Below are 25,902 nucleotides of genomic sequence, written 5' to 3'. Positions count from 1 at the left end.
CGGTGGTGGAGCTTGTTTGGGTTGCGGTTAAGTAATGATGCGGGGGTGTTGGTGCATGGGAGTCTGAGGTAGCGATAAAAACAGATCTGATGGGCATGTGCGGCACTTCCCTTCTCCCGCCGGGAGAAGGTGCCCCGCAGGGGCGGATGAGGGTACGGGCGAAGCCTCGTGCAGTTGGAGCAACACGGGTGCTCCGCTCCGTACCCTCACCCCAACCCCTCTCCCGATGGGAGAGGGGCTATTACATGCCTCGCGGTTTTGCTCTGTGCGTTGCCGCCGCGGTCCACGGATCGTCGGGCCACGGATGCCGCGGATAGCGCCCCTTCATCTCCTTCCTGACCTCTGGATACGTCGTTACCCAGAAGCTCTTCAGATCCTGTGTGACCTGCAACGGTCGCCCACCTGGCGAGAGCAGGTGCAAGGTCAATGCGATGCGGCCGTCGGCGATGCGCGGGGTTTCGGCCAGGCCGAACAGTTCCTGCAGCTTGACCGCCAGCACCGGCGGCAACGGTTGCTCGGCGTGATCGACGGCATAGCTGATCTGCCGCTCCATGCCCGAGGGCACCCTGATCCGGGTGGGCGCGTGGCGGTCGATGGCCTGGCGGCGGTCCCATGGCAAGGCGGCCTTGAGCGCTTCGCCCAGGCTGCTTTCGTCGAGTGCATCGAGCCGGGTCTTGCCGACGAATGCCGGGCGCAGCCAGATCTCCAGCGTGGCCATCAGGGCTGCATCGGAGAGATCGGGCAACGCGAGTTCCGGCATCCAGGCGCTCAGCGACTGCACGCGTGCGCGCCATTGGCGCAGGCCGTCGGTCCAGGGCAGGGCATCCAGGCCCAGCTGGCGCACCGCCTCGGTGAGCGCGCTGGCGGCCTGGGTGGGATCGACGCGGCCGGCCGGGCGGCTGTCGAGCACGATGCGGTCGAAGCTCGATTGCCGGCGCGCGACCAACGCGCGCTTGTCCGCATCCCACTGCACCAGATCCTGCTGCACGAAGCGCTCGGGCACGCTGCGGCGCAGATAGCCTTCGTCCACCGGCGCGGCACGCAGCAGCAGTGCGTCCTTGGCCTCGTAACGCAGTTCGCTGGCGACCAGCCAGGGTTCGCCGCGCAGGTCGCTGTGGTCGAACAGGCGCGCGCTGCGGCCGTTGGCGAGCAGGTAACGCAGCGGGTCGGCAGGATGGCGCGCAGCGATGCGGTCGGGGAAGGCGTGCGAGAGCAGATCACCGAGCGCATGTGCCTCCACGCTGGCGGGCGGTGCGCTGTCGCAACGCAGCCGGCGTCGCCATTGTTTGGCGGCGCTGTCGATCGCGGCCAGAGCGCCGCGGTTCGCGTCGTGCCCACTGCGGCCTTGGCGGAATGCGGCCAGCGCACGCCAGCGCGCAGCCAGCCCATCGCCGCCCTGACGCAGCGGGTCGCGCGCTTCCAGCAAGGCGGCCAGGTCGCAGGCTAGCGCCACGCGCGGGGCATCGCCGGCTTGCGCCAGCATTGCGGCCAGGCGCGGATGCGTGCCCAGCGCGAGCATGCGCCGGCCCACGGTGGTGATACCGCCGCTGTCGGTGAGTGCGCCCAGCCGTTGCAGCAATTCGTGTGCGGAAGCGAGCGCGCCGGCGGGCGGTGCATCGACAAAACGCAGCGCGGCGCTGCCCCAGGCGGCCAGTTCCAGTGCCAGGCCGGCCAGTTCAACCTGGGTGATCTCGGCACGCCGCTGCGGTTCCAGCCGTTGCGATTGCGGCCACAGCCGGTACGCCCAGCCGCTGGCCACGCGCCCGGCGCGGCCGGCGCGTTGGTCGGCCGAGGCTTGCGCAATGGTGGTGATGTCCAGCCGCGAGAAGCCGCTGTTGGGGTCGTAATGCGGCTCGCGCGCCAGCCCGCTGTCGATCACCACGCGCACGCCGGGCAGGGTCACCGAGGACTCGGCCACGTTGGTGGCCAGCACCACGCGCCGGCGCCCTGACGGGTCGGGTTGCAGCACCTGGCTTTGCGCCTCGACCGGCAGTTCGCCATGCAGCGGCAGCACCTGCACCGCCGGGTCCAGCACGTCCTGCAGCGCGCTGTGCACGCGCGCGATCTCGCGCTGTCCGGGCAGGAACACCAGCACATCGCCCGGATGCGTGGACAAGGCATGTTCCACCGCACGGCGTGTCTGCGGCTCCAGCGCTTCGTCGCGCCGCGCAGGAAAGTGCGCGATCTCCACCGGGAAACTGCGCCCGGCGCTGCTCAGGCGCGGTGCGTCGAGAAAGCCGGCCAGGCGCTCGCCATCCAGTGTGGCCGACATCGCCACGATGCGCAGGTCATCGCGTACCTGCGCCTGCACGTCCAGCGCCAGCGCCAGGCCGAGGTCGCCGGCCAGATGGCGTTCGTGGAATTCGTCGAACAGCAGTGCGCCGATGCTCTCTAGCATCGGGTCGTCCTGGATCAGCCGGGTCAGGATGCCCTCGGTGACGACCTCGATGCGGGTACGCGGCGAGGTCTTGTTCTCGAAGCGGATGCGGTAGCCCACGGTCTCGCCGACCGGCTCGCCGAGCTGGCGCGCCATGAACATCGCCGCGCTACGGGCGGCCACGCGGCGCGGTTCGAGCATCACGATCTTGCGACCGGCCAGCCACGGCGCGTCCAGCAGCGCCAGCGGCACCTGGGTGGTCTTGCCGGCGCCGGGCGGGGCTTCCAGCACCAGCCGCGGATGGGCCGCCAGGCTGTTGCGGATGTGTGGCAACAGCGGGGAGATCGGAAAAGCGGGGTCGGTCATGCGCGGGAAGGATACGGGGCGGCCCGAATCGGCGCGATGGTCGGGTTGGTGGGTGAAGGCTGTCAGGGAATGCCGAGTGGCGAAGTGCATGCCTAGGCATACCCGACTGTTTTGAAGGCCGAGCTTGCTTCAGACCCGGGCAGGGGCGTCGATAACCGGTGTAATCCCCTCTCTGGATCCACCATGTCTGCTGTCACCCCGAAGTTCGTCAGCCTGCAAGGCAAACTGCTCGGCGCCCTTGCGCTTGGCTTGGCGGTCATCTTGCTGTGTGCGCTCGGCGGCTTGGGGACGGCGTGGCTGAGCCTGTCGGGCAAGGTGCCGCCAGAAGTGGCGCAGGCCTCCAGCAGCGAGGAGATCAGCCGTGATTTCCGCTTGCAGGTACAGGAGTGGAAGAACGTGCTGATCCGCGGCCGCGATCCGGCGCAGCTGGACAAGCATCTGAGCGCTTTCCGTAAGGACGGCACCAAGGTACAGGCAGGCACCGAAGCGCTGATCAAGGCAACCCAGGACCCGCAGGCACGCACGCTGGCGCAGGACTTCGCCAAGGCGCATCTGGCCTTGCAGGGCAATTACGAAGCGGCGCTGGGCAAGTTCGCGCAGGCCGGCTACGACACCCAGGTGGGCGACCAGCTGGTCAAGGGCATGGACCGTGCGCCCAGCCAGACGCTGGAAGCGCTGGTAACGCGCAGCAAGACCCTGGCCGATGCCGCCGTGCTCGCCAGTTCGCAGTCGGCGCAGCACAAGCTGGTGCTGTCGGCGGTGGCCACGATTGTTGCGGCGCTGTGTCTGGTGGTGGTGTTGGGCTGGTGGATCCGCCGCTCGATCGTGCGCCCGATCGAAACGGTTGCACGTGCGGCACGCTCGGTGGCTGCCGGCGATCTGTCGGCACGCGCGGTGGTCAGCAATCGCGATGAAATCGGCTTGCTCGGTCAGGCGATGGGCCAGGTGGTCACCACATTGACCGACGTCTCCACCGCACAGGCCGACATGGCGCAGCGCCACGAAGCCGGGCAGATGAGTTACCGCATGGACGCGCACGCCTTTCCGGGTGCGTACGGCCGCATGGTCGACGACACCAATGGTTTGATCGGCGCGCAGGTGGAATTGATCGGCGGCATGCTGCAGGTGATGCAGCGCTACGCGGTGGGCGACATGTCGGTGGATATGCCGCGCTTGCCGGGCGAAAAGGCGCAGATCACCGAAGCGATGGACGCCACCAAGCGCAATCTGGCAGCGATCAATGGCGAAATCCGCGGCCTGGTCGAAGCCGCTGCGGCGGGCGACTTCGCCACGCGCGGCAATGCCGAGGCCTACCAGTTCGAATTCCGCGGCATGGTCACCGGCCTCAATGGCTTGATGCAGAATGTGGACCAGAATCTGGCCGAGTTGTCGCAGCTGCTCAAGGCGATTGCCGAGGGCGACCTGACCGCACGCATGCACGGCAACCAGCAAGGCGTGTTCGCACGCATGCGCGACGATGCCAATGCCACCGTGCAGCGCCTGACCGATATCGTCGGCGACATCACCGTGGCCGCGCAGACCATTCGCACCGCCTCGGCAGAGATCGCCGCCGGCAACAACGATCTGGCGCAGCGCACCGAACAGCAGGCCGCCAATCTGGAAGAAACCGCCGCCTCGATGGAAGAACTCACCTCCACGGTGCGGCAGAATTCGGACACCGCACAGCAGGCCAGCCGCGGTGCGCAAGCCGCCGCCGAGATCGCCGGCCGCGGTGGCGAGATGGTGGCCAGCGTGGTCGACACCATGGGCGAGATCGAAGTCTCGTCCAAAAAAATCGCCGAGATCATCAGTGTCATCGACGGCATCGCGTTCCAGACCAATATCCTGGCGCTGAACGCAGCGGTAGAAGCCGCACGTGCGGGCGAACAGGGCCGTGGTTTTGCCGTGGTCGCCTCGGAAGTGCGCGCGCTGGCGCAGCGTTCGGCCGGCGCGGCCAAGGAGGTCAAGCAGTTGATCGACGCCTCGGTGGCCAGCGTGGAGCGCGGCAGCGCACGCGTGGATCAGGCCGGGCAGACGATGCAGCAGATCGTGCAATCGGTGCAGCAGGTGACCACGTTGATCGCGGAAATTTCTTCGGCGTCGCGCGAGCAGTCATCCGGCATCGAGCAGGTCGCCCGCACGGTCAACGACATGGACGAAACCACTCAGCGCAATGCCGCGCTGGTGGAAGAAGCCTCAGCGGCAGCACGTGCGATGGAAGAGCAGGCGGTGGAACTGAGCGAGGCGGTGTCGGTGTTCCGCCTGGATGCACGCCGGCCGCGGCTGGCGGCTGCGGCGTAACACAGGACCACGAGTAGAGATGCCCGCCATGCGTTTAGATGCAACCAAAAGCTAGGTCAAACGCCTAGGTGGTCGCTAGTTGGTCGAGGGCGCGGTGCCCTCACCGCTAGCGGGACACGCCGTGAATCCGTCCGTGGAGGCTCGGTGGCGGTATCCATGCCGCCACACGGTCCCGCAATCGGCGAGGACACCGCACCAGAATGTTGGTCGGTCGCCGGGTAAAAAGCTGAGCGTTTCGCAGGTTGCGTGGGCTTGCTGGTGCGGGTCGCAGAACTACACGATAGCTAGCAAATCAGAAGCACGTCATGCAGTGCTTGCAACCCTGCACACCGACCATCTTGACTGGTCCTTGCCCGCCCACCGTCGCGGGACCTTACGCGGCATGGATGCCGCGTAAGAGCCTACACGGACGTACTTGCGGCGTGTCCCGCGATGGTGGGCGGGCAAGGGCCCTGCAGCCAGGCCGCAGATCAGCTGCTCTGCAACTGATCTATCCGCGCTGTCCAACCAGGTGCGATGACAGCGGGATAAGAGCCAGGAAACAAGGTCGGCTGCTCCGCACTCACACGTTTTTGAAGGATTTCCGGCGCTGCGCCTGTACGACATCATGGATGGCCTGCCGGGCGTCGCCCAGCAGGCCACGCCCAAGTTGCACTTGCCACGCATTGCTCGTGACACACAACAGGCCAGTCACACAGGCATCAACCCGCTTCGCGCATCCGGGCGGTCAGGCCTTTGAGGAAGGCGCGCAGTAACTGGTCCAGGCAGGGGCGGAAATTCTTGTGGCCGGGCTGGCGGAACAGCGCAGACAACTCCGGCTTGGACAGCGGGAAGCCGGCGCTGGCGAAGATCGCGTGCATGTCCACGTCCTTCAGCTCGAACGCCACCCGCAGCTTCTTCAGCACCAAGTTGTTGCCGACCTTGGTCTCCAGCGGGCGCACCGGCTGGCTCTCGTCGCGGCCGCGGAAGCGCAGCACCAGGCCATCGAGAAAGCGCGCCATCATCGCGTCGGGGCAGGGCTCGAAGCCGGGCTCGTCTTCCTTCTTCAGCCAGGCCTGCAACTGCGCCTTGTCGAGCGCGAACTCCGGGTCGGCCAGGTGGGTGATTTCCACCACCTTGTCGTCGCTGAGGTCGAGCATGTAACGGATGCTGCGCAGTACATCGTTGTGGATCATGACAATTCCGGGGCCCCGGCCTGTCGCCGGAAAGGCGCCATTCTACGGGGCCGATGCGCAACGCGGCGTGTGCCGAGCCGATCCCTTGCGGACCTGAAGTCGCTCAGCTGCCGCGATAAGTGGAATACCCGTACGGCGAAAGCAGCAGCGGTACGTGATAGTGGCCCTCGCCGGCGATGCCGAAGGCGATCGGCACCTGCTCCAGAAACGGCGGGTCGGTCAACGCTACGCCGGCTGCGCGCCAATACCCGGCCACCTCGAATTCCAGCCGATACCGGCCGGATTGCAGCGTAAGCACCCCCAGCTCGGGACAGCGTCCATCGGCGTTGGTGACCCCCTCGAAGCGCAGCGTATCGCCGGCGAACAGGCGCAACGCGATACCTGCGGCGGGGCGGCCGCTGGCGGTATCCAGCACATGCGTAGAGAGCGTGCTCATGCCACCGCCTGGGTCGGTTGCGGCCATTGGCCGACGAATTCGGGCTGGTCGTAGGCCAGGTAGCTGTCGACGATGGCCTGGCGATCGTCCAGAAACAGCTGATCGGCCACCGCGCGCGCCAGCCGTGGCAACGCGATCTTTAGCCCGGACAATGCCGCCGCCGAAGGGCCATGATTGATCAGCGCCGAATAGTTGAAGGCGAACAGCCCGTGCAGCAGCGCGGCATCCTCGGGCGTACGCGGCAGCAGTTCGAAGCCCGGCCCCAGGTAGGGGTGCGCATCAAGCACCGCATTGGCCTGGCCCGGTGGCGGCTGGTAGCGGTCGGCCCAGCAGGCGATACGGCCGGACAGCGCGGCCAGTTCCGGGCGCAGCTGCGGGTCGGTGACCAGGCCGGTAGCAACGGCGAGAAAATCGAAGCGATGTTCGCCCTGTGGCGTGCGCACCACCACTTCGCCATCGCGCTCGGCCACCTCCAGCCACGGCGCGCCCAGATGCAATGCAAAGCCGGCATGCGCGCAGGCGCGTTGGAAGGTGTCGTTGGTCGGCGGCTGGTTGTGCGCGAAGAAGCTGGCCATCATCCGGTACTTGTCCGCATCGGGCAGCGTCAGAAAGCGTGGAATGATGCCGGCCTGCTCCATGTGGCGGAACGGATTGATACGCGGCAATTCGCTGCGGCGCACGAACACTTCGGCAGTGGCGACGCCTTGATCCAGCGCGAAACAGGCGTTGTCGAATGCAGAGGCGCCGCCGCCCAGAATGCCAACGCGCTTGCCGGCCAGTGCAGCGAAATCGATATGGCCGGAGGTATGCGCGTAGCGCTGTGCGGGCAGCGCGCTGCTGATCCACTCCGGCACCATCCATTGCCCGCCGCCCTGGATACCGGTGGCCAGGATCAGCTTGCGTGTCAGCAGCGGCGCGCCCATCGCCAGATGCAGGCGGTGGATGCCCGGCGCCACGTCCGGTTCCACCCGCGCCAGTTGCGTGGCGTTACGCACCGGCAGGCGCAGCACTGCGCGGTACCAGCGCAGATAGTCCATCCAGCTGCCGCGCGGAATCTTGTCCAGCGCGTCCCAGCCGGCAGTGCCGTGCTGGGCCTCCCACCAGGCGCGGAAGGTCAGCGATGGTACGCCCAGGTCGATCGAGGTGATCTGCTTGGGCGTGCGCAAGGTCTGCATGCGCGCGTAGGTCACCCACGGGCCTTCCTGGCCGGCGGGGTTCTCGTCGATGACCAGCACGTTGTGCACGCGCTCGCGTTGCAGCGCGAACGCCGCGCCCAGGCCGCTCTGGCCGGCGCCGACAATCACCACGTCATAGACATGTCCGGCCGGATGCACGCGCGGCTGCGTCCATGCGTCGCCGCCGTGGGCCAGGCGTTGCAGATCGTGGTGGAGCTCGCGTTCGAGTTGGGCCAGGCTCATGGCAGTGCCTCCAGGCGCAGGTGAACGATCTTGCCGATCTCGGCGAGAGCGGTGGAAATTTCTTCGCTGCGCGATGCGTCCAGTCGGCGTTCCAGCGCGGCCAGAATGCCGGCCTTGTCGTGCAGCCGCACGCAGATCACGAATGGAAATCCGAAACGATGGCGATACGCCTGATTGAGCGCGTGGAAGCGCTTGAACTCGGCTTCGCTGAGCCGGTCCAGCCCGGCGGAGGCCTGTTCGGCGGCCGAGGCGGCGGTGAGCGTGCGATCGATCGCGGCCTTGCCAGCCAGCTCCGGATGCGCGCGGATCAACGCGACTTGATCTACCTGCGATGCCTCCAGCACCACCTGCATCAGCCCGCGATGTACATCGTCGAACGGACGCCGTTGTGCAGCGCGTTCCACCACCCACGGCGAGTGCTCGAACAACTCGCGGTAGCGCGCCACGAAGGCGGCATTGTCCAGCGCGTTGGCATCGACCACGCTCATGCGTGCGTGCCTTGCAGCGAGACATGCGCGGCCACCACTTTCCAGCCATCGGCAAAGCGCACCCAGCTCTGGCTCTGGCGGCCGCGCGCGCTGCTGCCGTCGCGAATGAATTCCGCATGCGTGGTGGCGAAATCACGGCCGAAGCCGTGCACTTGCACATGCGCGAGCCGGCGCTGCGGCGAACCGCCGCGGCCGATGCGAAACGCGCGGATCGCCTCGATGCCGTACAGCACTTCGCCTACGCCATAGCGCACCGTGCTTGGCGCGGCGTGAAACAGCGCGTCCATTGCGGCGATGTCGTCGCCCATCAAGGCATCCTCGTAGGCATGGAAGGCGGCAGTCACTTGTGCGATCACTTCAGGCAGATCGATGTCGGAGGCGTGGATGCTCATGCCGGGTTTACCTGCAGCCAGTGGCGTGCGATGTCGATGCGGCGCGCTACCCACGCATCGCCGCTGGCCAGCACATGATCGACAAAACGTGCCAGTGCGGCCGCGCGTGCCGGCTTGCCGACGATGCGCCCGTGCAGGCCGATCGACAGCATGCGCCCGCCTTCGCTGCGCAGTTGCTCGAAGCTGTCGCGCAGATAGCGGAAGAACGGCTCGCCATCGGCAAAGCCGTTGTAGGCGACGAATTTCATGTCGTTGGCATCCAGCGTGTACGGCACGATCAACTGTGCGTGGCCGTGGCGCGTGTCGTAATACGGCACATCGTCGGCATAGCTGTCGGCGTCGTAGACAAAGCCGCCTTCTTCGGCTACCAGTCGCGCAGTGTTGGGGCTGGTGCGGCCCTGATACCAGCCCAGCGGGCGGCTGCCGGTGACGCGGGTATGCACGGCGATGGCCTCGGCGATATGCGCCCGTTCGGTGGCCTCATCCATGTGCTGATAATCGATCCAGCGCAGGCCGTGGCTGGCGATTTCCCAGTCTGCCGCACGCATCGCGGCGACTGCCTCGGGATTGGAGGCCAATGCCTGCGCCACGCCGAACACGGTCACCGGCACGTTGCGCGCGGTGAACAGCCGATGCAGCCGCCAGAAGCCGGCGCGGCTGCCGTACTCGTACAGGCTTTCCATCGCCATGGCGCGCGCGCCGGGTTGCGATTGTGTGCCGACCATTTCCGACAGGAACGCTTCCGAGCCGGCATCGCCGTTGAGCACGCAGTTTTCCGCGCCCTCTTCGTAGTTGATGACGAACTGCACCGCGATGCGTGCGCCACCGGGCCACTGCGCCGCAGGCGGGGTGGCGCCATAGCCGACCAGGTCGCGCGTTGTGCTCATGCATGCGGCTCCGCATGCCAGGCCGCCAGTGCGGCTTCCACCGCCAGCCCTGGCGTGCACGCGTAACCTTCGGCGCGCAACACTGCTTCCAGCGCGGCCAAAGTAATCAAAACCTTGTGCTTCATCGCGTTGTAGCCCATCGCGCCGATGCGCCAGATCCTGCCTTGCAACGGACCAAACGCGGTGCCGATCTCGATCTCGAAATCCTCGCGCATGCGCCGCCGCACCGCATCGCTGTCGATGCCTGGCGGAATCACCACGCCGGTGACATTGGTCATGCGGTGCGCATCGTCGCCGAACACCTCCAGCCCCAATGCACGGATGCCGGCACTCACCGCGCGCCCGGCCGCAGCATGGCGGGCGAAGCGGGCATCCAACCCTTCCTGCAGGGCCACGCGCGCACATTCGCGGGCGCCGTAGAGCATGGTGGTGGCTTCGGTGTGGTGGTTGAGGCGTTTGTCGGACCAGTAATCCATGATCATCGCCAGGTCGAAATAATTCGAGGCGATACGCGGGCCGCTGCCATTAACGATGTCCTCGCGCACGATGCCGCGTTCGACATGGCGACGCGCGAAGATCGCTTCGGCCGCCGCGTTGGAGACCGTGATCGGTGCCGAGCCGGACGGCCCGCCCAGACATTTCTGTAGGCCGCCGGTCACCACGTCCACATCCCAGCGATCGCTGGCGATCTCCATCCCGCCGATGGTGGCGGTGGCATCCACGTAACTCAGCGCGCCGGCCGCGCGACACAGCGCGCCGAGGCCATCGAGCGGCTGCGCCATCGTGGTGGAAGTGTCGCCGTGCACGGTGGCGACTAACTTGGGTGCCACGCGCTCGATCGCTTCGGCAATCGCGCTTAGCGGCACCACCTCGCCCCAGGGCGCATCCACGGTGTGCACCTCGGCACCGAGCCGGCCCAGGATTTCGGTGAGCAGCAAGCCGAAGCGCCCGAAGTTGATGACCAGCACGCGATCGCCCGGGGTGACCAGCGAGACCAAGGCAGCTTCGATACCGGCGCGCGCAGTGCCGTCGACCAAAAAGGTCCAGCGGTTCTCGGTGCCGAACAACGGCCGGTACAGCGCCATCACCTCGTTCATGTAGGTGGTCATTTCCGGGTCGAACTGGCCGAGCAGATCGGCCGCCATCGCGCGCAGCACGCGCGGATGCGCATTGACCGGGCCCGGACCCATCAGCAGCCGCTGCGGGGGATCGAGTTCGCCGAAGGTATGCAGGTGACGCAGATCAGGTGACAAGGGGATCTCCCAGGTGTTCGATGAAGTGGCGCATGACCGCCAAGGCAACCTCGGCATCGGCCGGGGCGACGTGTTCGTCCGGATGATGGCTGATGCCGCCGGCGCAGCGCACGAACAGCATCGCGGTGGGGCATAGCGCAGCCATCACCATCGCATCGTGGCCGGCACCGGAGACCAGTTGTCGCGGCGCGATGCCTTGTGCGGCGATTGCGTGTTGCAGGCGCGCGATCAACGCCGGTGCACAGGGGCTGGCGGCGAGTGTCTGCAACGGGTCGATGGCGATGGCGATGCCGCGTTCCTTGCTGATCTGTGCGAGTGCGTGTTCGATCTGTAGCACGGCCGCATCGCGGCTGGCATCGTCGCCTGCGCGCACGTCCAGCGTGCAGTCCACCCGGCCCGGCACCACGTTGGTGGCGCCGGGCGCGACCCGCAGTTTGCCGACGGTGGCGACCAGATCGTCGCTGCCGGCGCGGGCGATGCGCTCGATCGCCAGGAGTGCTTCGGCCGCTGCGCTCAACGCGTCGCGGCGCAAGCCCATCGTGTTGGTGCCGGCATGGCCGGCGCGGCCGTCGAAGCGCAGGGCGAAGCGTCGTTGCGCGGCAATGGCGGTGACGATGCCGACCGGCAGACCTTCTGCTTCCAGCACCGGGCCTTGTTCAATATGGGTTTCCAGATAGGCCAGCACGCTGCCCGGGGCGCGTGCGGCGTGGCCGATCGCTGCGATATCCAGGCCCCAGTTGGTGAGTGCCGCCGCCACCTCGACGCCGTCGGCATCGACCACGGCCAGTGTGGTGGGATCGAGTGTGCCGGCTACGGCGCGGCTGCAGAACATCGATGCCGGGAAACGCGAACCTTCTTCGTCGCCGAAGGCGATGACTTGGATCGCAAACGGTAGGCGCCGACCCTGTGCATGCAGCGCGGCCACGCATTCGATGCCGAGCATGATGCCGAGCGGGCCGTCGTAGCGGCCGGCATCGCGCACGCTGTCCAGATGGCTGCCGATCAGCAGCACCGGTGCATCTGCATGTGCGCCGTCGTAGCGGCCGATCAGATTGGCCGCTGCGTCCAGTCGCACCTGCATGCCGGCCTGGCGCATCCACTCGCTCACCTGCGCGGTGGCCGCGCGATGCGCCGGGCTGAGCCAGGCGCGGAACAGGCCGCCGGGTGTGTCGCTGTACGGTGCCACGCCCAGTGCATCGCAGCGCGCCACCGCGCGTGCGCCGGAGCAATGGTCGGTAGTTGCGGTGATTGAAGCGCTCAGCATGTTGCGCCGTGCAGGTACTTTGTTTCACAGGCGCTGCGCGGACCGCAAGGCGAAAGATGCTGACGCATGGAACCTCCGCAGGCGGCGTGGAAAGGGGGCGCGCCGACAGTTGGTCGCCCTTGCAGCGATGGCGACAGGAGCGTGCACGGCAGTCGGCAGCCGTCCAATCGACTATACGAACCGCCCCCGTCACCCCAAAGCGGTTTTTTTAGGGTCAGGCGTTGCAAAAAATGCGACGGACGGTGGCGGCTGCGTTTTGTTCCTTCTCCCATAGGGAAAAGGTGCCCCGAAGGGGCGGATGAGGGTACGGCAGCGTCGAGAATGCTGGGCGGCCGTACCCTCACCCCAACCCCTCTGCCGAAAAAAGGAGAGCGGCAGAAGCGCCGCCGCCTCGCATCCGAACGGCTGCTACAGTCGCCTACATTCCATGAATCGGATTCACCAATGGCCCGCGACAGTTTCAAGGACCTGCTGGCGCTGATCGCCATCGTTCGCGAGGGCAGCTTCACGCGTGCTGCAGCCAAGTTGGGTGTCTCGCAATCGGCGTTGAGTCACACCATTCGTGGGCTGGAAGCCAGCCTCGGGCTGCGGTTACTGACCCGCACCACGCGTAGCGTGGCACCGACCGAAGCCGGCGAGCGCCTGATCCAGACGGTGGCGCCGCGCTTTGCAGAAATCGAAGAGGCGCTGTCTGCACTCAGCGAAATGCGCGACACGCCCGCAGGCACGGTGCGCATCACCGCCACCGACTACGCCGCGCGCGCGATCCTGTGGCCCAAGTTGTCCAAGCTGCTGCGTCAATACCCCGACATCAAGGTCGAGATCGTGGTCGACAACGGTCTGACCGACATCGTGGCCGACCGCTACGACCTGGGCGTGCGCCTGGGCGATCAGGTGGAAAAAGACATGATCGCCGCGCGCATCGCGCCGGACATGCGCATGGCGATCGTCGCGGCACCGTCCTATCTTGCGCGCCGGCCCATCCCCAAGACGCCACAGGATCTCACCGCGCACAACTGCATCAACCTGCGCATGAAAACCGCCGGCGGCATCTACGCCTGGGAACTGGAAAAAGACGGCCGCGAGGTCATTGTGCGCGTGGATGGTCAGCTGACCTTCAACGGCACCTACGAAGCATTGGACGCGGCGGTGGATGGTTTCGGCATTGCGTTCGTGCAGGAAGATCTGGCGCGCCCGCATCTCAAGGCCGGGCGCCTGCGCTGGGTGATGAAGGATTGGTCGCCCACCTGGCCGGGCTTGCACGCGTTCTATCCCAGTCGCCGGCATTCCTCGCCGGCGTTCAACCTGGTGGTCGATGCGTTGCGCTACAAAGGCTGATAGATGCGCGGCTTGGATAGGCGTTCGATGCAAACACGCCGTTGATGAGCGGGCTTCATAAGCCCGTGCGGATCAGCCATCTTTATCGCCGCCCGCTGCCTGCGTAAGCTGCAGCACCTCCAGACACGCGCACGCCCGAGCCGCAGCATCCGTTGCTGCATTGCGCCCGTCGTGCGTCGCTGCAGTGGCATGTCGATGCGTCGCATCGCTGTCTGCAGCGCATCCCTCTCGAACGCCAGGTTCGCTCTCGAGCGGCGCTACATCGCGCGTTTGCGGCGTGGCGTTCTTACCGCATCCACTCTTCGCGCAAGGCCCCCACATGCCAGCCAGTTCGCTCGCCACAGACACACCATCCCGTGCCGCACCTGCAGCAACACGCCAGACCTGGAGCGCGGTCGGTTCGATGTCGCTATGCGTTGCGCTGTTGATCGCCTCCGAATTCATGCCGGTGAGCCTGCTCACGCCGATCGCTGCGGATCTGCACGCAAGCGCTGGCATGGCCGGACAGGCGATTTCGATCTCCGGCCTGTTCGCCGTGGTCGCCAGCTTGCTGATCGCACCGCTGTCGTCGCGCTTCAATCGGCGCCATGTGCTGCTCACGCTGACCACGATGATGTTGGTGTCGCTGTTGTTGATCGCCAACGCGCACAGCTTCGGCATGTTGATGGCCGCGCGTGCGCTGCTCGGCGTCGTCATTGGTGGGTTCTGGGCGCTGTCCACCGCCACGGTGATGCGCATCATGCCCGAGCATGCGGTACCCAAGGCCTTGGGCATCATATTTATCGGTAACGCGGTCGCTGCCGCATTCGCCGCGCCGTTGGGCAGTTATCTGGGTGCAACCATCGGCTGGCGCGGTGTGTTCTGGGGCATGCTGCCGCTGGTTGCGCTCACCATCGTCTGGCAGTGGCGCAGCCTGCCGTCGATGCCAGCGCAAGGCGCCACTTCGCTGAGCGGTATCGTCACCTTGTTGAAGCGTCGTTATGTTGCGCGCGCCATGCTGGCGGTGATGCTGGGGTTTGCCGGTGCGTTCTCTGCGTTCACTTATTTCCGCCCTTTTCTGGAAACCATTGCGCAGGTCGACGTCTCGCAACTGTCGTTGTTGCTGCTTGGCCTGGGTTTGGCTGGGTTCGTCGGGACCTATGCCGCCACCGCGTTGGTGCCCAAGCGCTTGTTCACCCTGCTCACTGTGCTGCCGGTCGCGCTGGGTGTGGCGACCATGTGCATGCTGCTCGCCGGCCATGTGGTGTGGGCTGTGGCAATTGCGATGATCGCCTGGGGCACGCTCAATTCGGCGATGCCGGTGGCCTGGTCCACCTGGCTGAGCCGCTGCATCAAGGATGCACCGGAAAGTGGTGGCGGCTTGATGGTTGCCGCGATCCAGCTCTCCATCATGCTGGGCGGCGCCGCAGGCGGTGTCCTGCTGGATCATGTCTCCATTGGTGCCACGTTCGTGGGTGCCAGCGTGTTGCTGCTGGCATCGTCCTTGGTGGCAGGGCGGGGCGATCGTTTGCAGCCCTGAGTGCTGGTGATTGCACGATGCAGCGCTCATCGCATGGAAGGCAGCTCGCGCCACGCTATGCCGCCAGAGCAAGGGTTCGATCAAGTCATCAGCTCAAACGCCAGCGTAAAAACCCAGATCCTGCCGCAGGGCATCCACGCAATAATCGACAAACGTGTGCACCTTGGATGAGCCCCGGCGTCCTTCCACGTAGACCACGTGCACCGGCTCTGGTGCGATCTCGAACGTGTCGAGGATGCACGTGAGCTTGCCGCTCTGCAGGTGTTCGCGGATCTGGTAAGACGGCACCTGCGTCAATCCCCAGCCCTGCACTGCGGCGATGATGGCGGCGTTGAACGAGGTCACATTGAGGCGTGAGGCGACCTCTACCAGATGCTCATGGCCATCGATGCGGAACGGCCATTTGGGTGGACGCTCGGAAGATGCGGTGGAGATGGTGGCGTGCTGCAACAAATCGTCCGGCCGCTGCGCAGTGCCGTGCTCTGCCAGATAGCCGGGCGAGGCGCAGACCATGCGACGCACGCTGCCGACCGGGATGGCAGTCAGCGACGAGTCGGGCAGTACGCCGATGCGTACCGCGACATCGATGCCTTCGTCCAGTAGCGGCAGAACGCGGTCGACCAGCACGGCGCGCGCAGTCATCGATGGGTATTGACTCAGAAAGCGCGTCAATAGCGGTGTGACATGCAATGCGCCGAACATCTGCGGCGCGGTCACCGTCAGCAAGCCGTTGGGAAGTGCATGCAATCCGGCCGCTCTATTTTCGATGTCGTCCAAATCGGCAAGCAGGCGACGGCAATCGATGGCGTACTGCTGCCCGGCTTCGGTGAGCCGCATGTTGCGTGTGGTGCGCACGACCAGCAGCACGCCCAGGCGGTTTTCCAGCTGCGCGATGGTGCGGGTGACCGTTGCGGTGGAAATGCCAAGACGCCGCGCAACGCCGGCAAAGCTTGTTTGCTCTGCAAGCGCGGCAAACAGTGTCATTTCCTGGATGCGGTCCACGGGCGTCCCAAAGTCGGAGGTGGCGGGAGGGTAGCAGCCTGCCGATGCGCGCTACGCGACCCACGCAATGACTGGCGATCGCACGCAGTGCGCATCTGCGCGCAGCATTGCAGCAACGGCAATGGTGAATTGACACCCTTGGCGGTTCTCGACAGCTGCCTGTGCACCTAGCATGGCCGCCACCTCATCGATCTGGAAATTTCCATGGCGCATACCGATGCGCTCATCGCAGCCACTACCGACAACGCCACAACAGGGATCAGCCGCCGCGCCCCGCTGCTGGCATCGTGCATAGGCACCGCGTACGCACTTGGCGCCGGCGCGCTCGGCGCTGCCGAACCTTCCAACACGATGACACTCAAGGAGAACACCATGCCGAACGACGAAGCGTGCCGCGTCACTTTCCACACGCAACAGGTCGGCGATGTCGAGGTGTTCTATCGCGCGGCCGGGCGCAAGGACGCGCCGGTGCTGTTGCTGCTGCACGGGTTCCCCAGTGCCAGCCATATGTTCCGCGATCTGATGCCGCTGCTGGCAAGCCGGTACCGGCTGATTGCGCCGGATCTGCCGGGCTTCGGCAATACCAAGGCACCGCCGCGCGGGCAGTTCGATTACACGTTTGAGAACCTTTACAAAGTGATCGAAGGCTTCACCGAGGCGTTGGGACTCGCCAGCTACAGCATGTATGTGTTCGATTACGGTGCGCCGGTCGGTTTTCGATTGGCTGCGGCAAATCCGCACAAGGTGAGCGCCATCATCAGCCAGAACGGCAATGCCTATCTGGAAGGTTTCAGCGATCAATGGGGCCCATGGCAGACATATTGGCGTGAGCCAACCGCAGCCAATCGCCAGGCTTGCCGCGGGTCGCTGTTGCCGCAAACCATCCGCGACTGGCAGTACGGCACCGGTGCCGACCCGAGCAGGCTGTCGCCCGATGGCTACACGCTGGACATCGCCTACATGGCGCGTGCGGGTGCCGAAGAGATCCAGCTCGATCTGATCCTGGACTACCGCAGCAATGTGGCCGCCTATCCGCGATTCCACGCGTATTTCCGCAAGCATCAGCCACCGTTGCTGGCGGTGTGGGGCAAGCACGATCCAGCCTTCATTCCACCGGGCGCGCAGGCGTATCGCAAGGATCTGCCGAAGGCCGAAGTGCATCTGCTGGATGCTGGCCACTTCGCGCTGGAAACGCATGCGCCGGAGATTGCGCGCTACATCGGCGAGTTCCTGTCGCGCACGTTCAAGGCATCGGCGTAACTGCGTCGTTTGCACGCGTCCTGCGGACGCAGCGACAGGGCTGCGTTCGCGCGCATATGAGCCGTTGTGTCGGCGTGCTAGGTTGCTGTGATCATTCCCCGGAGAACTACCGAGATGCTCACCGCGTACCGATGGAGCGGGTTACTGGTGCTTGCCAGCCTTTTGCCGGTGTCTGCGGTTGCCGGCACGCCCGATGGCGGTTACCGGCAGCCACCGGAGCCATTGTTGAGCGTGTTGCGCGCACCGCTCAATCCGTCGCCGCGGTTAGACCCCACCGGCAAGACCTTGTTGCTGGTGCAGCGCACCCAGTACCCGCCGATCGCGCGCGTGGCCGAGCCGTATCTGAAGCTGGCCGGCGTGCGTGTGGAGCCGCGCACGCATAGCCGCCACGACATGTCCAACGGTTACGGCATTCGTTCCTGCCTGCAGGGCTTCAGCCTGGTGGATGTTGCAAGCGGCAGGCAGACCGCCGTGAGCCTGCCGGCCGGTGCCTGCCCGGCAGCGCCGGTGTGGTCGCCGGACGGGCGCCGCTTCGCCTTCAACAACACTGCGGCCGATCGCGTAGAGCTGTGGGTGGGCGAAGTGGCCACCGGCAACGTGCGCAGGATCGACGGTGTGCAACTCAACCCGGTGCTGGGCGGCGAGATCCAGTGGCTGGGCGGCAGCGACACCCTGCTGCTGAAGACGGTGCCGCAAGATCTGGGCGCCGCCCCGCGCAAGGCCGCGGTGCCGCCAGGCCCGGAGGTCAAGGAAACCATCCAGGGCAAGGGCGAAAGCAGCACCTATGAAGCACGCGATACGCTCGCCAGCCCCGAAGACGAGGCCTTGTTTACCTACTACGCCACCTCCCAGCTGCTCACGGTGGATGTGGCCAACGGCAGCCAGCGCAAGCTCGGTACGCCTGCGGTCTACAGCAACGTGGATGGCGCGCCCGATGGCCGCCACGTGCTGGTGCAACGGTTGAAGCAGCCGTACTCCTACGTCACCACCTATGCGCGGTTTGCGCATGATGTGGCGGTGTTGGATCTGGCCAATGGCAGAGAGCGCGTGCTGGCCGATCTGCCGGTTGCCGACCGGGTGCCGGTGCAAGGCGTGTCGATTGGCCCGCGTGCGTATTCCTGGCGCGCCAACCAGCCGGCCACGCTGGTCTGGGCCGAAGCGCTGGATGGTGGCGATTGGAAAACCAATGTGCCCGCGCGCGACAAGTTGATGACGCTGGCTGCACCGTTCACCGCCAAACCGCGTGAAGTCACCCGTGTGCAGCAGCGTTATTCCGGCTTGTCATGGTTTGCCGAAGGCGGCCAGGCGCTGCTGGACGAATACGACGAAAACCGCCATTGGCGGCGTACCACCTTGGTGGATGCCGACCGCCCCGGCACTGCCGGACGGGTGTTGTTCGACCTGTCCACCGACGATTTGTACGCCGATCCCGGTCTGACGGAGATGCGTGTGCTGGCCAACGGCCAGGCCGTGCTGCGCGAAGAGCGGGGTGCGTTGTTCCTGAGCGGGCAGGGCGCCTCGCCGGCGGGCGACCGGCCGTTTCTGGATCGCTATGCGCTGGCCAGTGGCAAGACCCAGCGGCTGTTCCGCAGCGATACCAGTGTGGACGAGCTGTTCTTCGGTTTTGCCGGCGACGATGTGTCGCGCCTGTTGACCTGGCACCAGTCGCTGACCGACCCGCCCAACGTGTATCTGCGCACGCTGGGCCAGCCGCTGCCGACGGCGGCCACGGGCGAGGCGGTCCTTGCCTCGACCGCAACGCCGGTCACCCACTTTCCGGATCCGACCCCGCTGGTGCGGCAGATCAAGAAGCGGCTGGTGACCTACAAGCGCAAGGACGGCGTGGAGCTGTCGTTCACCCTGTACACGCCGCCCGGCTATAAGGAAGGCACGCGCGTGCCGGCGATCCTGTATGCCTACCCGCTCGACTATGCAGACCCTTCCAAGGCAGGCCAGGTCAGCGGCGCCAGCGAACGCGACTTCACCCGGCTGAGCTACTACCAGGTGCTGCTGCTGGCCGGTTACGCGATCATCGACGATGCCGCCTTCCCCATTGTGGGAGACCCCAAGACCGCGTACGACACCTACCTGCAGCAGCTGGTGGACGACGCCACCGCTGCGGTGGACAAGGCGGTGGAATTGGGCGTGGTCGATCGCCAGCGGATCGGCGTCACCGGGCATAGCCACGGCGCGCTGATGACGGCCAATCTGTTGGCACAGACCGACTTGTTCCGCGCTGGCGCCGCCACTAGCGGCAGCTACAACAAGACGCTGACACCGTTCGGATTCCAGAACGAGCGCCGTTCGTTCTGGGCCGCGCCGGAGGTCTACGCGCAGGCGTCTGCGTTCTTCCACGCCGACAAGATCAACGAACCGTTGTTGATCGTGCACGGCATGGACGACGCCAACCCCGGGACCGAAACCACTCAGGCACCGCGGTTGTTCCAGGCGATCCGTGGCAACGGCGGCACTGCGCGGCTGGTGTTGCTGCCGTTCGAACCGCATTGGTATACCGCACGCGAATCCACCGAAGACGTGGTCGCCGAGATGCTGGACTGGTTCGACCGTTACGTGAAAAACGCGCCGCCGCGCGATGCGGCTAGCAAGCCAAAGCAGGCGGCTGGCAAGCCAAAGCAGTAAGTGGCGTGCCAATGCAGCGTGTTATTCAAAGCTGGCATTGACATCAGCGCGGGGTTGGAGCGTTCTTTGCAGGCAGATGCTGTCTGGTAAAGGGCGCTCCGGCCCCGTTTGGTGAGTGACTGCATTGGCGGCACACATCGGTGTGCACGCATCACGCAAACATGCCACGCACCACATCGGCATTGCTTTGCCCGTTGGGGTTGCCCACCGTGCTGTCGGAGGCAAGGTTCCAGCAACTCAGATGCGCCAGCGCATTGACCAACGGATAGGACAGATGCAGCTGGGTGACCGTGCCATAGAGCGGAAAATCGTCCACGCTTTGCAGATCCAGCTCAATCTGCGTTTCATCCGGCAATTGCTTCCACCATGCACGCACCAGATCGTTGTACACCCACAGCACCTCGACCGACTGCTGCGCCGGCACGTTGAACCAGCTATTTGCCAGCACGCGCAAGGTCTGCCGTACCAGCAGCGCGCCACCGGATTTTTTGGCTGCCAGCAGCCCCTGTTTCAATGTATCGAATGCGGCGGTGTCGAATACCTGGTTGTGCCGGAACATGCCGTTGGCGTCTTCGCACAATTGCGCATTGGCGTATGCCGGATAGCTGCGCGTTTTCTCGCAGAACGGCTGTAGCCCGAACAGCGGCGGCAGATCGTCGGCAACCACGGTTTCGCCTGATTCCGGGTCGATGTTCACCCCTTGATCGGAATTGACGAACACCAGCAGACGCGCAATGCCGCGTGCCAGCAGCGGCATGATGCCCAGGTTCTCCAGGTTGCCGCCGTCGGCGAAGCGGTAACTTAGCGTCGGTTGGCTCTCACGACCATCGACCGGCCAGTACGGATAACGCGGCACCAGGCCATTGATCTCGGGAAACTTCTCTTCGAAGTCCTGCGCCGGCGCCATGCTGCTGCAACCAGCAATATCGTTGAGGCTGAAGACGCGCGGCGGCACGCTGGTAGTGACTCCGTCGGTACCAGCGTCGGCGATGTAATCGCTGCCCATCGCGAACGACTCGATCAGGCCTCCACCCATGACACCGAGTTGCTCAGGCTGGTTGAAAACGCCACGCACGCCAAGCAACCAGTTGGCTTCGAACGGCACCAGATCCGAGGTCACGCTGTCGTTGATGAAGACAGACGTATTGAAGATCGGCAACGGCCGCCCGTCGCGGATGGTGTAGAAGTTGTCGCTGCTCAACTGCGGATTGCGCAGCAGCGGGCCTTCCGCCAGATACTGCGTCGTGCCGGTGAAATAACGCGGATCCACGCCTGTGGCATCCGGATTCCACAAGCCGAAATCCTTCAATACCAGCTTGCCGATCACCGCCTGCCACATATCCGCCGGCGCGTAGCGTTTGCTCAGCCGGTACTCGGCCAGTTCGGCGACGATCGGCAACGTGCCGAGCCGGTACGGCACCTGGCCGAGATTGTTGCTGCCCATTTTCCCCAACTCGTCCAAGGTGAGTTGCGCTGGATCCAGCACCACCGGCCCCAGGAAGTCGTCGTCGCTGATCGACGTCGGCAGATAGGTGAACAACACATTGGCCCATGTCCCGCCGGACACCGAAGAGATCGCCGCCACCTTGTCCAGAAGCCCCAGGGAGCGCAGCCCGCGCAGTTGACCCAGCGCACACGACAGCGCACGACTGCCGCCGCCGGAGAGACAGATGCCGACCGCATCCGACGAGGTCTCGCTTGGGGCTGCGCCCAGTGGATCGATTGCCACGCTGAATGTCGCCATGGTGTTCTCCCTGTGTGGCGCTTGGCCCTTTCAAAGCGCCGTCAGCAGCCTAGCGTCTGCGGATCCAATCGCCACGTGGCGTTGCGCACAGATCGCGTCGCGCAGCCGTCGCGCTCTTGCCGATCTTTCAGATAGTCCGGTGTGAGATGACGGGCACCTCACACGAAGACCGAGTCTGCCAGGCCTAATCTGCCGAGAGCGATCCCAGGGTAAAGCCGGAGACGGCATTCACTTTGCCGCGCCACAGCACACCACGGTTGCTGGGCAGGGGTTGGCCGCCGGGCGAGAAGCAACGCGACTCGATCAGGTGAAGGAACTGCGGAGGCGTGCTGCTCTGCTGAGCGTCCTCTTCCGTGTCGTAGATGCTGGCATGGCTGGCAAACGCGCGACGGATATCTTCTTTTTCTTCGGCGTTGCCGGGATAGGCGGCAGAAAATTCCTGCGCGAATGCCTCGAAGTACTGCTTGCCGCTGACCAGCTGGCCAGAAACGATGATGCCTTCGACAAACAGCGTAATGCCGAACTGCACGTTCGAACTATTGACGGTAGCGACCAGCTTCTGCAGATACCAATCCAGGCTCTGGCCGTCGAACGCCAGCTTGACGTCTTCCAGGTTCGGTTGATTGTCGTCTTGATCTGTCATGTGGCTCTCCTTGGTGGAAGGTGTAACGCGTATGTTGAAGTAAGCGCAGCGACGTGCCTACGCATCGCCCCGCATGCCCAAGAAAGCAAGTGCGTCCTGTCCAGTGATCGGCGTGGTTGAGTCCGCCATGGTCGCCTTGGAGAGCATGCTCGGAGTCTATGACATGTTTACCCCCGTCGGCTTGCTCTGGTTGGAGTCTTGATCCTGAGCGCTAGCCTCTGCTGTCGTGCAATCTGACGCTCTGACTCTTTGACGCGATGGCTTGATTGGCTGGCAGCAACGCCTGCCCATCACGAATGCAGATGCAGCAAGCGGCAACAAGCCCCAACCATCACCATCCAGCCACCGCACCATCCGAGCGAGGATCACTCGCCCCGCTGATCACGCCATCCACCTCGCGCACCAATGCACCCGCATGCCCCATGACCGAGGTATATGCGGGCAGCAGCTCCACCGCATGCCCGGCATCGCATAGTGCCTGCACCACTGCTGGATCAAAGCGGTCTTCCAACTTCAACGAGGTGCTGTCTTCGCCCCATGTGCGGCCGAGCAACCAACGTGGTGCCGTGATGGCCTGTTGTAGCGGCACGCCGAAGCGGGCGTAGCGGGAGAAGAGGGCGGCCTGGGTTTGTGGTTGGCCTTCGCCGCCCATGGTGCCGTAGGCCATGACACGGCCGTCGTCGAAAGTGGCGAGTGCGGGGTTTAGGGTGTGGAAGGGTTTGCGGCCTGGGGCGAGTGCGTTCCAGCCGTCGGCGGCGAGGCGGAAGCTGCAGCCGCGGTTTTGCCAGGTGATGCCGGTGCGCGGCAGCACCAGGCCGGAGCCGAATTCGAAATACGTTGACTGGATGCAGCTGACGGCGCGGCCGTGCGCGTCGATGGCACCGAACCAGACGGTGTCGCCTGCCTGCGAGGGCTGCGGCCAGGGCAATGCAGTGCGCATGTCGATGCGTGCGGCCAGCGCGTCGAGTGCGGCGTTGTCGTCTAGCAGGGCCTGTGCGTCGAGCGTCATCCAGGCGGGGTCGCCGATGTGTGCGTCGCGAATCAGGAAGGCCTGTTTGGTGGCTTCGATCAGGCCGTGCAGGTGCGCGTAGCTGTCGGGCTGTTCGGCATGCAGGCGATCGAACAAGGCGAGGATCAGCAGCGAGGCGAGGCCTTGCGTGGGCGGTGCGTGGTTGTAGAGGCGTGCGCCGTGGATGGCGACCGAGAGCGGCACAGTGGTTTCGGCATGATGGCTTGCGAGGTCGTGTGCGTTGAGCGGGCTGCCGAGGGCTTGCAGGTCGGCGGCGATGTCGTCGGCCAGTGCGCCGCGATAGAAGCTCTCCAACCCATTGTCGGCGAGCCGTTGCAAGGTGCGTGCGAGGTGCGCTTGTTGCAGCAGCGCGCCTTCGTGCAGGGGCGCGCCGTGTGGCTCGAAGATGCTGGCGTAGGCGCCGGGTTGCACGCGCAGTTCGGCGCTCTTGCTGGCGGCGATGTGTGCGCCGCCTAACGTGACCGGTACGCCATCGCTGGCATGGTGAATGGCGTCCTGCAATAAGCGGTGCAGCGATAAGCTGCCGCCTGCGTGCTGCAGCGCGAGTGCCCAGCCGGAGACGGTGCCGGCCACGGTATTGGCCGCACCGGGGCCGCGCCACGGAATGCTGCTGTGGCCGCGATAGAAGTCCAAGGTTGCCGCCTGTGCAGCGCGGCCGCAGGCATCGATGGCGTGTACGCGGCCGTCGGGTTCGTGGATCAGCCAGAAGCCGTCGCCACCGATACCGGTCATGTGCGGGTACACCACGGCCAGGCAGGCGGCGGTGGCGACGGCGGCTTCGATGGCGTTGCCGCCGTCGCGCAAGATATCGCGCCCGGCTTGTGCGGCCAGATGATGCGGGGCCACGACCATGCCGCGACGCGCGCGCAAGGTGTGCAGCATCAGTGTGTCTCCGCCGGTGGGCTGAAGGCGAGCAGGCCGTCGCGTTCGAGTTGCGCGGCGAGTGCAAATAAACGGTCTTCGCGGCCGGGCGCAGCAATCAATTGCACGCCCAGCGGCAGGCGGCCGGGGCGTGGCAACGGGGCGGCCAATACCGGGCAGGCGGCAAGCCCGAGCGGTTGGGTGAAGATGCCCAAGTTGGCGCGCGCAGACACCGGCAGGCCGTCGATCTGGATGGTGTCCTGGTCGATGCGTGGTGCCACGCACGGTGTGGTTGGTGCAATCAACACATCCACCTCGTCCCACAGGCGTTGCATGGCGGCGCTGAACCAGTGCGCGAAGCGGTGTGCATCGGCGACCGCGCTGGCAGGCAATTGCAGGCCGGCAAGCAGGCGGTCGCGGGTGGCCGGGTCGAACTGCTCGGCATGCGTGCTCAAACCGGCGCGATGACGATGGCCGCCCTCGGCAGCGGTGAGCACGAAGGCGGCGGCGCGGGCGCGTTCTGCTTCGGGTAATTCGATGAGGGTGGTGCTGTTGCAGGCGGTGAGCAATGCGCTGAGGCCGGCATCCAGGTCGGGGTCGAGATTGCGTTGGAACCAGCCGCCAAGGCGTGCGATGCGCAAACTGCCGGGATTGCAGGAGGTAACGGCGTGACCAAGCATCACTTCATAGACGCGGCGTAGATCGGCGATGGAGGTGGCGAACGGGCCGACCACATCCAGCGCATCGACGAAGCCGAACACGCCGTCCAGCGGCAACGCGGCGTGGGTGGGACGCAGGCCGTACACGCCGCACAATGCGGCCGGGACACGGATGGAGCCGTTGGTGTCCGAGCCCAGCGCGAATGGCACCAGACCGGCGGCCACCGCAGCAGCCGAGCCACCCGACGAACCACCGGCCAGATGGCGGTGATCGTGCGGGTTGGCGGTGGTGCCGTAATGCGCATTGACGGTGGCAAACCCGTAGGCGAATTCGTCCATGTTGGCGGTGCCTACCAGCACCGCGCCCGCATCGCTCAGACGTTGCACTACGGCGGCGTCGCGCGCGGCCGGGGCGCATTGCGCGCGCACGACGGCACCAGCGGTGGTGACCTCACCAGCGACATCGAACAGGTCCTTGACCACGAACGGCACGCCGGCCAACGCACCGCCGTCGCTGCCGCCGGCCAGCGCGGCCTGCACGCGCGTGGCATCGGCTGCGGCGCGTGCGGGCAGCAGACGGGTGATCGCGCGCAGGCCGTCGTTGGCCTGGTGGATATGCGTGAGCGTCTGGGTGGCATGGCGTGCGGCCAGCGTGGGCTGGCTGCGGGTGGTGCTGACGATGGAGGCGATCTGCCCGCGCGGAGTGGTGCTGTCCTGTTGCGTTGGGCGCGGGGCGTTGAAGCTGGCGAGCAGCTGCGCGTGGCCGCGCAGGACCTCGGTATTGCGATCGATGCCGGCCTGCCACTGCGCTGGGAGTTGCATGAGGTCACCTTGGGTTGCTGGGAGTTG

The 25,902-nt window shown here is 65.6% G+C and carries 19 protein-coding genes; 5 read left to right on the top strand and 14 right to left on the bottom strand.

Features of this window, described 5'->3' with window-relative positions:
- Window positions 1-241: 241 nt before the first annotated feature.
- Window positions 242-2,743 (bottom strand): ATP-dependent helicase HrpB, encoded by a 2,502-nt coding sequence (hrpB, locus tag AC1KVG_RS06305; RefSeq protein ID WP_481093816.1) that lies wholly within the window; start codon window positions 2,741-2,743, stop codon window positions 242-244.
- Window positions 2,744-2,926: 183 nt separating this feature from the next.
- Here hrpB and AC1KVG_RS06300 point away from each other — a divergent pair, with 183 nt between their 5' ends.
- Window positions 2,927-5,044 (top strand): methyl-accepting chemotaxis protein, encoded by a 2,118-nt coding sequence (locus AC1KVG_RS06300; protein ID WP_481093815.1) that lies wholly within the window; start codon window positions 2,927-2,929, stop codon window positions 5,042-5,044.
- A 701-nt stretch (window positions 5,045-5,745) separates the two neighbouring features.
- Here the strand turns inward: AC1KVG_RS06300 and AC1KVG_RS06295 are convergent.
- The 8 genes from AC1KVG_RS06295 to AC1KVG_RS06260 form a co-directional block, all read right to left on the bottom strand.
- Entirely contained in the window at window positions 5,746-6,219 is a 474-nt protein-coding gene (locus tag AC1KVG_RS06295) for a YehS family protein (RefSeq protein WP_023902212.1), read from the bottom strand.
- A 103-nt stretch (window positions 6,220-6,322) separates the two neighbouring features.
- Entirely contained in the window at window positions 6,323-6,682 is a 360-nt protein-coding gene (gene uraH, locus AC1KVG_RS06290) for a hydroxyisourate hydrolase (protein WP_481093814.1), read from the bottom strand.
- Window positions 6,652-8,073, bottom strand: coding sequence for an FAD-dependent urate hydroxylase HpyO (gene hpyO, locus AC1KVG_RS06285; RefSeq protein ID WP_481093813.1), 1,422 nt, complete (start codon window positions 8,071-8,073; stop codon window positions 6,652-6,654). Before hpyO ends, uraH begins: the two co-directional genes overlap by 31 nt.
- Window positions 8,070-8,561: a 2-oxo-4-hydroxy-4-carboxy-5-ureidoimidazoline decarboxylase gene (gene uraD / locus AC1KVG_RS06280; RefSeq protein WP_168958561.1), complete on the bottom strand. Its 492-nt coding sequence runs from the start codon at window positions 8,559-8,561 to the stop codon at window positions 8,070-8,072. The genes hpyO and uraD overlap by 4 nt, the downstream gene beginning before the upstream one ends.
- Window positions 8,558-8,953, bottom strand: a complete 396-nt coding sequence (hpxZ, locus tag AC1KVG_RS06275; RefSeq protein ID WP_481093812.1) for an oxalurate catabolism protein HpxZ — start codon at window positions 8,951-8,953, stop codon at window positions 8,558-8,560. The genes uraD and hpxZ overlap by 4 nt, the downstream gene beginning before the upstream one ends.
- On the bottom strand, window positions 8,950-9,840 hold the full coding sequence (gene puuE / locus AC1KVG_RS06270; RefSeq protein WP_481093811.1) for an allantoinase PuuE: 891 nt from the start codon (window positions 9,838-9,840) through the stop codon (window positions 8,950-8,952). The genes hpxZ and puuE overlap by 4 nt, the downstream gene beginning before the upstream one ends.
- Entirely contained in the window at window positions 9,837-11,093 is a 1,257-nt protein-coding gene (locus AC1KVG_RS06265) for a pyridoxal-phosphate-dependent aminotransferase family protein (protein ID WP_481093810.1), read from the bottom strand. Before AC1KVG_RS06265 ends, puuE begins: the two co-directional genes overlap by 4 nt.
- Entirely contained in the window at window positions 11,083-12,357 is a 1,275-nt protein-coding gene (locus AC1KVG_RS06260) for an allantoate amidohydrolase (RefSeq protein WP_481093809.1), read from the bottom strand. The genes AC1KVG_RS06265 and AC1KVG_RS06260 overlap by 11 nt, the downstream gene beginning before the upstream one ends.
- A 444-nt stretch (window positions 12,358-12,801) precedes the next feature.
- On the opposite strand from AC1KVG_RS06260, the gene AC1KVG_RS06255 reads away from it, so the two are divergent.
- Together AC1KVG_RS06255 and AC1KVG_RS06250 are read left to right on the top strand one after the other, a co-directional pair.
- A complete protein-coding gene (locus tag AC1KVG_RS06255) occupies window positions 12,802-13,695 on the top strand; it encodes a LysR family transcriptional regulator (RefSeq protein ID WP_481093808.1) in 894 nt (297 codons plus the stop codon).
- 319 nt (window positions 13,696-14,014) lie between these two features.
- Window positions 14,015-15,214, top strand: coding sequence for an MFS transporter (locus AC1KVG_RS06250; protein WP_481093807.1), 1,200 nt, complete (start codon window positions 14,015-14,017; stop codon window positions 15,212-15,214).
- A 93-nt stretch (window positions 15,215-15,307) separates the two neighbouring features.
- Here AC1KVG_RS06250 and AC1KVG_RS06245 read toward each other — a convergent pair whose 3' ends face one another.
- Complete coding sequence (locus AC1KVG_RS06245) at window positions 15,308-16,198, bottom strand: LysR family transcriptional regulator (protein ID WP_481093806.1); 891 nt, start codon at window positions 16,196-16,198, stop codon at window positions 15,308-15,310.
- Window positions 16,199-16,588: 390 nt separating this feature from the next.
- Here AC1KVG_RS06245 and AC1KVG_RS06240 point away from each other — a divergent pair, with 390 nt between their 5' ends.
- Complete coding sequence (locus AC1KVG_RS06240; protein ID WP_481093970.1) at window positions 16,589-17,476, top strand: alpha/beta fold hydrolase; 888 nt, start codon at window positions 16,589-16,591, stop codon at window positions 17,474-17,476.
- Between the two features lie 114 nt (window positions 17,477-17,590).
- A complete protein-coding gene (locus tag AC1KVG_RS06235; protein ID WP_481093805.1) occupies window positions 17,591-20,116 on the top strand; it encodes a S9 family peptidase in 2,526 nt (841 codons plus the stop codon).
- Window positions 20,117-20,267: 151 nt separating this feature from the next.
- On the opposite strand, the gene AC1KVG_RS06230 is transcribed toward AC1KVG_RS06235, so the two are convergent.
- The 4 genes from AC1KVG_RS06230 to AC1KVG_RS06215 form a co-directional block, all read right to left on the bottom strand.
- Complete coding sequence (locus AC1KVG_RS06230; protein ID WP_481093804.1) at window positions 20,268-21,860, bottom strand: hypothetical protein; 1,593 nt, start codon at window positions 21,858-21,860, stop codon at window positions 20,268-20,270.
- A 184-nt stretch (window positions 21,861-22,044) separates the two neighbouring features.
- Complete coding sequence (gene gvpU / locus AC1KVG_RS06225; RefSeq protein ID WP_481093803.1) at window positions 22,045-22,503, bottom strand: gas vesicle accessory protein GvpU; 459 nt, start codon at window positions 22,501-22,503, stop codon at window positions 22,045-22,047.
- A gap of 331 nt (window positions 22,504-22,834) precedes the next feature.
- Window positions 22,835-24,415, bottom strand: a complete 1,581-nt coding sequence (locus AC1KVG_RS06220; protein ID WP_481093802.1) for a gamma-glutamyltransferase family protein — start codon at window positions 24,413-24,415, stop codon at window positions 22,835-22,837.
- On the bottom strand, window positions 24,415-25,875 hold the full coding sequence (locus AC1KVG_RS06215) for an AtzE family amidohydrolase (RefSeq protein WP_481093801.1): 1,461 nt from the start codon (window positions 25,873-25,875) through the stop codon (window positions 24,415-24,417). Before AC1KVG_RS06215 ends, AC1KVG_RS06220 begins: the two co-directional genes overlap by 1 nt.
- Window positions 25,876-25,902: the final 27 nt, after the last annotated feature.

The sequence above is a fragment of the Xanthomonas sp. NCPPB 3959 genome, assembly GCF_056675575.1.
The sequence above is the reverse complement of the archived record's forward strand: the minus strand, read 5'-3'. Positions and strand labels throughout refer to the sequence as shown.